Below are 9,283 nucleotides of genomic sequence, written 5' to 3' on the forward strand. Positions count from 1 at the left end.
GGCGGCGTTGTCTTGTCGGCTCCGGTATTTTGCTCGGCCAGCATGAACAGCGATGAGGCCTGTAAACAACCGAACTCAGGACAGCCATGTACAAAACCATCGAAGCCCAGGTCCGCCAACATATCCCGTCCGCTGCCGTGCGCGCGGAGTTCCGCCAGCACGACTTCGAGCGCCTGCGCGGCTTCTGCATCCTGATCTTCTGCCTGAGCATCGCCATCTGGATGCTCTTCGACCTGCTGGTCAGCTACATCGGCCGCCAGGGCTTCACCTGGCGCTCGGTGGCGCTGCTGGCGGGCATGGGCATCCTTACCGTGGTCCTGCTGTTCGTGCGCAATGCCTGGCAGTTCAGCCTGCTCAACCTGCTCTTCGTCAGCCTCATGGCCTTTGCCGTGCGCCTGGTGGTGGACGGCACCCCGGAGGACTTCCAGGCCGGCTGGCTGATCATGGCCGCGTCGAGCATCCTCTATTCCATCTCGGTGCTGCCGGTGCGGCGCTGGTCGTTCTTTGCCTCGGCGCTGGTCACCTGGCTGCTGCTCAACCCGTTCCAGGCCGACGGCACCGAACCCTTCGACCTGCGCGGGTTGATGATCATCAGCTACGCCGCCTTCATCACCGGCCTGACCCTGCACAGCTACATCGTCCTGCGCCAGGCCAAGCTGCAGAATTTCCACATGTCACGCCTGCTGCTGGACCAGGCCTATGTCGACGTGCTCACCGAGATCCCCAACCGGCGCGCCTTCGTCACCCAGGCCGAGCGCCACATGAGCGACGCCAGCGAGGGCGCAGGTCGCTACCTGGCGATGATCGACGTGGACAACTTCAAGAAGGTCAACGACCAGTTCGGCCATGACAGCGGCGACGTGGTGCTCAAGCGCATCGCCACCAACATCAGGTCGAGCATGGGCGAGTTCGTCTATGCGCGGCTGGGTGGCGAAGAGTTCGTCATCTACCTCTGGGGCCTCGACCAGGCCGCCACCGAGGCGCGGGTCGCCGCGCTGTGTGCGTTGGTGCGGGATACCCCGGGCGAGCATCCGGTGACGGTGAGCATCGGCCTCACGCGCATGGAGGCCGGCGACAGCCTGAGCAATGCCCTCGCCCGGGCCGACGCCGCACTGTATGACGCCAAGCATGCAGGCAAGGACCGTTACGTGCTGTGGCGCGAGCCGGCAGCGATCGCCTAGGCCAGCCCGCCAAAGCGCTTGTAGAACGCCTCGCCCGCCTCGGGCAGCGGGCCGTCGGCGGTCTCCATCGCCGCCTCCAGCCACTGTTCCGCCGCGCCGTGGATCAGCCGATAGATGTTGCGGCACAGCTGGCGCGCGGCACGGCCTTCCCAATCCCCAGGAAGGAGTTCGTCCGGCAACTGCGGATCCCGCAGGAGCAGCTTGCGGTACTCATGGATCAACAGCACCCGGGCCAGGAAGCAGGCCTTGGGATCGAGGCTGTCCTGTTCCTTGAGGCTTTGCCACAGCGGACGGAACAGCTGGATGAACTCGCTGTAGTGCGTGGCCAGCTCGTCGATCTTCCAGCTTTCCCGCACCTGCATGCGCAGGGCCTTGGAGGCCAGCACGTCCTGGGCGGTGGTCTCAAAGAGGATGGTTTCCTCCTGCACGCCGAGGTCCTGCAAGGTGGCGTTGATGTCGGCACGCTCGTAGCGCGGGCAGCCGAGGATCCCTGGCGAAATCGCGCCGAAGCCCTGCCACTCCAGTTCCTCGCGGACTTCCTTGCGCTTGTCCTGGGGCACCTGGGTCAGCATTGCCAGGCACCAGGAACCGTCCCAGGCCGGCGGATTGGCCGCATAGACGCGCTTGAAGGCCTTCTCGAAACGCCGCCGGCCGGTGCCGGTCAGGCTGTAGTAGCTGCGCCGCCCGACCTTCTCGGCGGTCAGCCAGTTTTCCTTGGTCAGGCGGAAGATCGAGGTACGGATCAGCCGTTCGTTGATGCCCATGGGCTCCAGCAGCTGGATCAGGCTGCCCAGCCACACGGTGCCGCCGCGGGGCTCGATGGCATCGCCGTAGAGCGTGATGATCAGGGAACTGGCGCGGATCGGGGTCTGTTGCTGAAAGCGCTCGATCAGCTGGTCCAGCGGGGTGAGGGACGACATAGGCGTTCCGGTCGAAAAAGGAAGGAATATACCCGCGCGCCCGCAGCATGACCATGCTCCGGGCGCGCCAGCGGTTCAGGCGCCGCCCGGCACCTTCGGGCGCACCGCGTCGTCACGGTAGCGCCCGCGCCCGGCTTCGATCTCGCTCAGGGGCTGGCATTCAAGCATCGACTCCAGGCAGCGCCGGGTCAGTTGCTGGTAGGCGCGGGTGCCGGTCTGCTTCCAGCTCACCTCGTCGTCGCTCAGGCGCCGGGTGACCTTGGCCGGCGAGCCCAGTACCAGCGACTGCTCTTCGCAGTGGAAGCCGGCTTTGACCAGGGCGCCGGCGGAAACGATGCAGCGCGGTGCGATATGAGCGTTGTCCAGCACCACGGCATTCATGCCGATCAAAGCGTCCTCGCCGACCCGGCAGCCGTGCAGCACCGCGCCATGGCCGACATGGCCGTTGCGCTCCACCACTGTGTCGCTAGCGGGAAAACCATGCATGACGCAGGTGTCCTGCAGATTGGCGCCCTCCTCCAGGACGATCCGCCCGAAGTCGCCGCGCAACGCCGCCAGCGGCCCGACGTAGCAATGCGGGCCAATGATCACATCGCCGATCAGCACCGCCGACGGGTGCACGTAGGCGGTGGGATGAACCACCGGGGTCAGGCCATCGATGCTGTAACAAGTCATGACTGTTTTCCTCGAAAATGATACGCAACATACAAATTCATGAATCGTATTAATTCCTTGATCAACCAAGGAATAACGTGGTTTCCCCGATAGATCAATCTCTCATTAGACACATTTTTATTTTTCATTGTTGTTTTTCTGTATCGCATTATGCCTATACTCTGGCGAAACGGCCATCGAGCCCGTCCAACAAAAACGCCGGCCAGTGAGCCGGTGCGCCTTGCGAGGAAGCCGTCATGCCGCACACCCTTGTGGTGCAGGCCCATCAGGCCGTCTGCCTGATCACCCTGCATCGTCCGCAAGCACTGAATGCCCTCACCACCGAGCTGCTCGGCGAGCTGGCTGCCGAACTGCAACGCTGCGCCGACGACCCGCAGGTCCGCGCCGTGGTCCTCACCGGCAGCCGCAAGGCCTTCGCCGCCGGTGCCGACCTCAATGAAATGGCCGAGCGCGACCTGGTCGGCATGCTCGACGACCCGCGCCAGGCCCACTGGCAGCAGATCACCCGCTTCCCCAAACCGCTGATCGCCGCGGTCAACGGCTACGCCCTGGGCGGTGGCTGCGAGCTGGCCATGCACGCCGACATCCTTATCGCTGGCGACGACGCCCAGTTCGGCCAGCCGGAAATCAACCTGGGGATCATGCCCGGGGCCGGCGGTACCCAGCGCCTGCTGCGGGCGGTGGGCAAGTCGCTGGCGATGCAGATGGTCTTGAGCGGGGAAGCCATAGGTGCCCGCCGCGCCCTGGATGCCGGCCTGGTCAGCGAGATCACTCCGCCCGAACTCACCGTCGAGCGCGCCCTGCAGGTGGCCCAGCGCATCGCTGCCAAGGCGCCGCTGGCCGTGCGCCTGGCCAAGGAAGCGCTGCTCAAGGCCCAGGACGTCGACCTGGCCAGCGGCCTGCGCTTCGAGCGCCACGCCTTCACCCTGCTGGCCGGTACCGCCGACCGCAACGAAGGCATCCGTGCCTTCCAGGACAAGCGTCCCGCCGAATTCCTGGGCCGTTGAGCCCGTCTACCCGCACGCCGAGAGCAGCCTTATGAGCTTCCAGCACATCCTGTTTTCCATCGAGGCCGGGGTCGCCACCCTGAGCCTCAACCGTCCCGAGCAACTCAACAGCTTCAACGCCCTGATGCACCAGGAGGTGCGCGAGGCCCTGAAAGCGGTGCAGAACAACGCCGAGGTGCGCGTCCTCCTGCTCACCGGCGAAGGCCGCGGCTTCTGCGCCGGGCAGGACCTCAGCGACCGCAACGTCGCCCCGGGGGCTGAAATGCCCGACCTGGGCCTGTCCATCGAGCGCTTCTACAACCCGCTGGTACGCACCCTGCGCGAACTGCCGATCCCGGTGATCTGCGCGGTCAACGGCGTGGCCGCCGGGGCCGGGGCCAACCTGCCGCTGGCCTGCGACCTGGTCCTGGCCGCGCGCTCGGCGAGCTTTATCCAGGCGTTCTGCAAGATCGGCCTGATCCCCGATTCCGGTGGCACCTGGGCGCTGCCGCGCCTGGTCGGCATGGCCCGGGCCAAGGCGCTGGCCCTGCTGGGCGAACGCCTGAGCGCCGAGCAGGCGCTGGAATGGGGCCTGATCTACCGCGTGGTGGACGATGCCGAACTGCGCGACCAGGCCATTGCCCTCGCCCGCCAGCTGGCCACCCAGCCCACCTACGGCCTGGGCCTGATCAAGCGCAGCCTGCACGCCAGCCAGGACAACACGTTCGAGGAGCAACTGACCCTGGAGCGCGACCTGCAACGCCTGGCCGGGCGCAGCGAGGACTACCGCGAGGGCGTCGCCGCCTTCATGGAAAAACGCACGCCGGCGTTCAAGGGGTACTGAGGCGATGAGCGCACTGAATACTAACGTGGTGGTCGCGGTGATCGGCGCCGGCGCCATGGGTGCCGGGATCGCCCAGGTCGCCGCCAGCGCCGGGCACCGGGTGCTCCTGCATGACAACCGCCCCGGCGCGGCCGCCCAGGCCATCGACGGCATCGGCAAGCAATTGGTCCGGCGCGTGGAGAACGGCAAGCTGGCCGCCAGCGCACGGGATGCCTGCGTGAACGCCCTGGTGCCGGTGGAAGCACTGGAACAGCTGGCGGACGCCGGCCTGGTGATCGAAGCCATCGTCGAGAACCTGGAGATCAAGCAGGACCTGCTGCGCCAGCTGGAAACCATCTGCCGCGACGACTGCATCCTCGCCAGCAACACTTCGTCGATCTCCATCACCCGCCTCGGCGCCGGCATGGCTCGCCCGGAGCGCCTGGTGGGCATGCATTTCTTCAACCCGGCGCCGGTGATGGCGCTGGTGGAGGTGATCAAGGGCCTGGCCAGCGATCCGGCGGTGGTCGACTGCGTGCTCGCCACGGCCACCGCCTGGGGCAAGAAAGCGGTGCTGGCGCGCTCCACTCCCGGCTTCATCGTCAACCGCGTGGCCCGGCCCTTCTACGCCGAAAGCCTGCGCCTGCTGCAGGAAGGCGTGGCCGACTGCGCCAGCCTCGATGCCTTGCTGCGCGAGGCCGGCGGCTTTGCCATGGGCGCCTTCGAACTGACCGACCTGATCGGCCATGACGTCAACTACGCGGTGACCTGCTCGGTGTTCGACGCCTATTACCAGGACATGCGCTTCCAGCCGTCGCAGATCCAGAAGGAACTGGTGGACGCCGGGCACTTCGGGCGCAAGAGCGGGCGCGGTTTCTATGACTATCGCGAAGGCGCCGAGCGGCCGCAGGCAGCAAGCCTGCAGAGCAACTCCAGGGTGCCGGAGGTGATCGTCGAAGGCGAAGCCGGTCCGCTGCAGGGGCTGTTGGAGCGACTGACCGGCGCCGGCATCAAGGTCAGTCACCGTGCCGGCCGTGGCCTGCTGCGGGTCGGCGCGGCCACGGTAGCCCTGAGCGACGGCCGTCTCGCCGCGCAACGCCGCGCCGATCAAGGCCTGGACAATCTGGTGCTGCTGGACCTGGCCCTGGACTACGCGCGCTGCACCCGCCTCGGCATCACCTGGGCCAGCGGCACCGACGCGGATGCTGTGGACCAGGTGGTCGCCCTGCTCGCCCACGCCGGCATCGCCGTCACCCCGTTGCGCGACAGCCCGGCCCTGTGCGTGCTGCGCACCGTGGCCATGCTCGCCAACGAAGCCGCCGACGCCCTGCTGCAAGGCGTGGCCTCGGCGGCGGATATCGACCTGGCCATGCGTGCCGGGGTCAATTACCCGCGCGGGCCGCTGGCCTGGGCCGACCAGCTCGGCAGCGGCCTGCTGGTGGACGTGCTCGGCCACCTGCAAGCCGTCTACGGCGAAGAACGCTACCGCCCCTCCCTGCAACTGCGCCGGCAACTGGCCGAAGGAGTGACCTTTCATGAATGACCGTCTGGATCTGGCCAGCCGCTGCGCCCAGGCCCTCTACGACCGCGATGCCGCCAGCCAGGGCCTGGGCATGCGCCTGCTGGCCAGCGGCCCGGGCAGCGCCACGGTGGGCATGAGCGTACGCGCCGACATGCTGCAGGGGCACAACACCTGCCATGGCGGCTTCCTCTTCGCCCTGGCCGACTCGGCCTTCGCCTTTGCCTGCAACAGCCACAACGACGCCACCGTGGCCCAGGGCTGCAGCATCGACTACGTCGCCCCGGCCTTTGCCGGCGACACCCTCACCGCCCGCTGCAACGAACTGAGCCGGGGCAAGCGCACCGGCGTCTATGACGTGCGCATCGAGAACCAGCACGGCCAGCTGATCGCGCTGTTTCGTGGCAAGTCCTACCAGATACGCGGCAGCGTGCTCGCCGAGGAGACCCTGAAATGAACGACGCCCTGATCATCGATGCCGTGCGCACGCCCATCGGCCGCTATGCCGGCGCCCTCAGCAGCGTGCGCGCCGACGACCTCGGCGCGGTGCCGCTGCGCGCCCTGATGCAGCGCCACCCGCAGGTGGACTGGAACGAGGTGGACGAGGTGTTCTACGGCTGCGCCAACCAGGCCGGCGAGGACAACCGCAATGTAGCGCGCATGTCGGCGCTGCTGGCCGGGCTGCCGGTGAGCGTGCCTGGCGTGACGCTGAACCGGCTCTGCGCCTCCGGCCTCGAAGCCGTGGGCGCGGCGGCGCGGGCGATCCGCTGCGGCGAGGCCGGGCTGGTGCTGGCCGGGGGTGTCGAGTCGATGTCCCGCGCACCCTTGGTGATGGGCAAGGCCGAAAGCGCCTTCTCACGCAGCGCCGAGCTGTTCGACACCACCATCGGCTGGCGCTTCGTCAACCCGCTGATGGAGCAGCATTACGGCATCGACAGCATGCCGGAGACGGCCGAGAACGTCGCCGAGCAGTTCAACATCAGCCGTGCCGACCAGGATGCCTTCGCCTTGCGCAGCCAGCAGCGCGCGGTGGCAGCCCAGGCCAGCGGGCGCCTGGCGGCCGAGATCGTCCCGGTGCAGATTCCACAGCGCAAGGGGCCGGCCAGGGTGGTCGAGCAGGACGAACATCCCCGCGCCGACACCACCCTGGAACAGCTGCAACGCCTCGGCACGCCCTTCCGGGTCGGCGGCAGCATCACCGCCGGCAACGCCTCGGGCGTCAACGACGGTGCCTGCGCCCTGCTCCTGGCCAGCCGCAAGGTCGCCGCGCGCCATGGCCTCAAGGCCCGTGGCCGGGTCGTGGGCATGAGCAGCGCCGGCGTGGAACCGCGGATCATGGGCATCGGCCCGGTGCCGGCGACGCGCAAGGTGCTGGAACTGACCGGCCTGTCCCTGGCCGACATGGACGTCATCGAGCTCAACGAAGCCTTCGCCGCCCAGGGCCTGGCGGTACTGCGGGAACTGGGCGTGGCCGACGACGATCCACGGGTCAACCCCAACGGTGGCGCCATCGCCCTCGGTCACCCCCTGGGCATGAGCGGCGCGCGCCTGGTCACCACCGCCCTGCACGAGCTGGAACGGCGCCAGGGCCGCTACGCCCTGTGCACCCTGTGCATCGGTGTCGGCCAGGGCCTGGCCATGGTGATCGAACGTCTCGACGACTGAATACAGAACGCTCCCGGGCGCCGGGTTATGCTTGGCGCCACGCACTCACAAGAACAACATGCAGAGTGAACCCATGAACATGCAGCTTGCCCCCGCCTCCGTGCTCGACCCGATGGAAACCGCCAGCATCGATGAACTCCGTGCCCACCAGCTGCAACGCCTGCGCTGGAGCCTGGACCACGCGTACCAGAACGTGCCGATGTACCGCCAGCGCTTCGACGAGCTGGGCGTGCACCCGTCCGACCTGAAGGATTTCACCGACCTGGCGAAATTCCCCTTTACCGTGAAAAACGACCTGCGCGACAACTACCCCTTCGGCATGTTCGCCGTGCCCCAGCACGACATCGTGCGCCTGCACGCCTCCAGCGGCACCACCGGCAAGCCGACGGTGGTCGGCTACACGCAGAATGACATCGACACCTGGGCCGACCTGGTGGCCCGCTCGATCCGCGCCGCCGGCGGACGCAAGGGTGACAAGGTCCACGTGTCCTACGGCTACGGCCTGTTCACCGGCGGCCTGGGCGCGCACTACGGTGCCGAGCGCCTGGGTTGCACGGTGATCCCCATGTCCGGCGGGCAGACCGAGAAACAGGTGCAACTGATCCGTGATTTCCAGCCGGACATCATCATGGTCACGCCGTCGTACATGCTCAACCTGGCCGACGAGATCGAGCGCCAGGGCATCGACCCGCACAAGCTGGCCCTGCGCCTGGGCATCTTCGGCGCCGAGCCGTGGACCCCGGAGCTGCGGGCGGCGATCGAGGCGCGCATGGGTATCACCGCCCTGGACATCTATGGCCTCTCGGAAATCATGGGCCCGGGCGTGGCCATGGAATGCGCCGAGAGCCGCGACGGGCCGACGGTGTGGGAGGACCATTTCTATCCGGAGATCATCGACCCGGTGACCGGCGCGGTGCTGCCGGACGGCGAGCTGGGCGAACTGGTGTTCACCACCCTGAGCAAGGAAGCGCTGCCGATGGTGCGCTACCGCACCCGCGACCTGACCCGCCTGCTGCCGGGCACGGCACGTCCGATGCGGCGCATCGACAAGATCACCGGGCGCAGCGACGACATGCTGATCATCCGCGGGGTCAACGTGTTCCCGACCCAGGTCGAGGAACAGGTGCTCAAGGTCAAGCAGCTTGCCGAATGCTACGAGATCCACCTGTATCGCAACGGCAACCTGGACAGCATCGACATCCATGTCGAACTGCGCGGCGAGCACCAGCATTTTGCCGAGGCGCAGCAGAAGGAGGTGTGCGCGGAGCTGAGCCGGCATATCAAGACCCATATCGGCATCAGCTCGCGGATCGTGTTGCAGCCGGCGTATTCGATCAAGCGATCGGAGGGCAAGGCTTGTCATGTGTATGACAAGCGCAAGCAGGCGAGCTGAAACAAATCAAGGCCTTACACGGCCCTGTGGGAGCGGGTTCACCCCCGATTACGGTGGGGTGGTCCAAGACGCCAACCCCGGGGTAACCCCGCCCAAACGGTCGGGGGCCCACCGAGGGCGG

The 9,283-nt window shown here is 67.2% G+C and carries 9 protein-coding genes; 7 read left to right on the forward strand and 2 right to left on the reverse strand.

Going from position 1 to position 9,283, the window contains the following annotated elements:
* The first annotated feature begins 86 nt into the window (after positions 1 to 86).
* Complete coding sequence (locus tag V0R59_RS13895; RefSeq protein WP_330074827.1) at positions 87 to 1,181, forward strand: GGDEF domain-containing protein; 1,095 nt, start codon at positions 87 to 89, stop codon at positions 1,179 to 1,181.
* Here the strand turns inward: V0R59_RS13895 and paaX are convergent.
* Positions 1,178 to 2,101: a phenylacetic acid degradation operon negative regulatory protein PaaX gene (gene paaX / locus V0R59_RS13900; protein WP_330074828.1), complete on the reverse strand. Its 924-nt coding sequence runs from the start codon at positions 2,099 to 2,101 to the stop codon at positions 1,178 to 1,180. The two genes, V0R59_RS13895 and paaX, sit on opposite strands and share 4 nt — an antisense overlap.
* 75 nt (positions 2,102 to 2,176) lie before the next feature.
* Positions 2,177 to 2,776 (reverse strand): phenylacetic acid degradation protein PaaY, encoded by a 600-nt coding sequence (paaY, locus tag V0R59_RS13905; protein WP_330074829.1) that lies wholly within the window; start codon positions 2,774 to 2,776, stop codon positions 2,177 to 2,179.
* A 236-nt stretch (positions 2,777 to 3,012) separates the two neighbouring features.
* Here paaY and paaF point away from each other — a divergent pair, with 236 nt between their 5' ends.
* The 6 genes from paaF to paaK all read left to right on the forward strand — a co-directional run bounded on the left by paaF (position 3,013) and on the right by paaK (position 9,162).
* Entirely contained in the window at positions 3,013 to 3,783 is a 771-nt protein-coding gene (gene paaF, locus V0R59_RS13910) for a 2,3-dehydroadipyl-CoA hydratase PaaF (RefSeq protein ID WP_330074830.1), read from the forward strand.
* A 31-nt stretch (positions 3,784 to 3,814) separates the two neighbouring features.
* Positions 3,815 to 4,606, forward strand: a complete 792-nt coding sequence (gene paaG / locus V0R59_RS13915) for a 2-(1,2-epoxy-1,2-dihydrophenyl)acetyl-CoA isomerase PaaG (RefSeq protein ID WP_330074831.1) — start codon at positions 3,815 to 3,817, stop codon at positions 4,604 to 4,606.
* 4 nt (positions 4,607 to 4,610) lie between these two features.
* Positions 4,611 to 6,128: a 3-hydroxyacyl-CoA dehydrogenase PaaH gene (gene paaH / locus V0R59_RS13920; RefSeq protein ID WP_330074832.1), complete on the forward strand. Its 1,518-nt coding sequence runs from the start codon at positions 4,611 to 4,613 to the stop codon at positions 6,126 to 6,128.
* A complete protein-coding gene (gene paaI, locus V0R59_RS13925; RefSeq protein WP_330074833.1) occupies positions 6,121 to 6,561 on the forward strand; it encodes a hydroxyphenylacetyl-CoA thioesterase PaaI in 441 nt (146 codons plus the stop codon). The genes paaH and paaI overlap by 8 nt, the downstream gene beginning before the upstream one ends.
* Positions 6,558 to 7,769: a 3-oxoadipyl-CoA thiolase gene (gene pcaF / locus V0R59_RS13930; protein ID WP_330074834.1), complete on the forward strand. Its 1,212-nt coding sequence runs from the start codon at positions 6,558 to 6,560 to the stop codon at positions 7,767 to 7,769. The genes paaI and pcaF overlap by 4 nt, the downstream gene beginning before the upstream one ends.
* Positions 7,770 to 7,842: 73 nt before the next feature.
* Complete coding sequence (paaK, locus tag V0R59_RS13935; protein ID WP_330074835.1) at positions 7,843 to 9,162, forward strand: phenylacetate--CoA ligase PaaK; 1,320 nt, start codon at positions 7,843 to 7,845, stop codon at positions 9,160 to 9,162.
* Positions 9,163 to 9,283: the final 121 nt, after the last annotated feature.

Origin of the sequence: Pseudomonas ulcerans (genome assembly GCF_036324125.1) — a bacterium.
Taxonomy (GTDB): Bacteria; Pseudomonadota; Gammaproteobacteria; order Pseudomonadales; family Pseudomonadaceae; genus Aquipseudomonas; species Aquipseudomonas ulcerans.

What these genes read in the sequence shown, in the direction of transcription:
- V0R59_RS13895 (WP_330074827.1), top strand. Translation starts at nt 87, where the DNA reads ATGTACAAAACCATCGAAGCCCAGGTCCGCCAACATATCCCGTCCGCT.
- paaX (WP_330074828.1), bottom strand. Translation starts at nt 2,101, where the DNA reads ATGTCGTCCCTCACCCCGCTGGACCAGCTGATCGAGCGCTTTCAGCAA.
- paaY (WP_330074829.1), bottom strand. Translation starts at nt 2,776, where the DNA reads ATGACTTGTTACAGCATCGATGGCCTGACCCCGGTGGTTCATCCCACC.
- paaF (WP_330074830.1), top strand. Translation starts at nt 3,013, where the DNA reads ATGCCGCACACCCTTGTGGTGCAGGCCCATCAGGCCGTCTGCCTGATC.
- paaG (WP_330074831.1), top strand. Translation starts at nt 3,815, where the DNA reads ATGAGCTTCCAGCACATCCTGTTTTCCATCGAGGCCGGGGTCGCCACC.
- paaH (WP_330074832.1), top strand. Translation starts at nt 4,611, where the DNA reads ATGAGCGCACTGAATACTAACGTGGTGGTCGCGGTGATCGGCGCCGGC.
- paaI (WP_330074833.1), top strand. Translation starts at nt 6,121, where the DNA reads ATGAATGACCGTCTGGATCTGGCCAGCCGCTGCGCCCAGGCCCTCTAC.
- pcaF (WP_330074834.1), top strand. Translation starts at nt 6,558, where the DNA reads ATGAACGACGCCCTGATCATCGATGCCGTGCGCACGCCCATCGGCCGC.
- paaK (WP_330074835.1), top strand. Translation starts at nt 7,843, where the DNA reads ATGAACATGCAGCTTGCCCCCGCCTCCGTGCTCGACCCGATGGAAACC.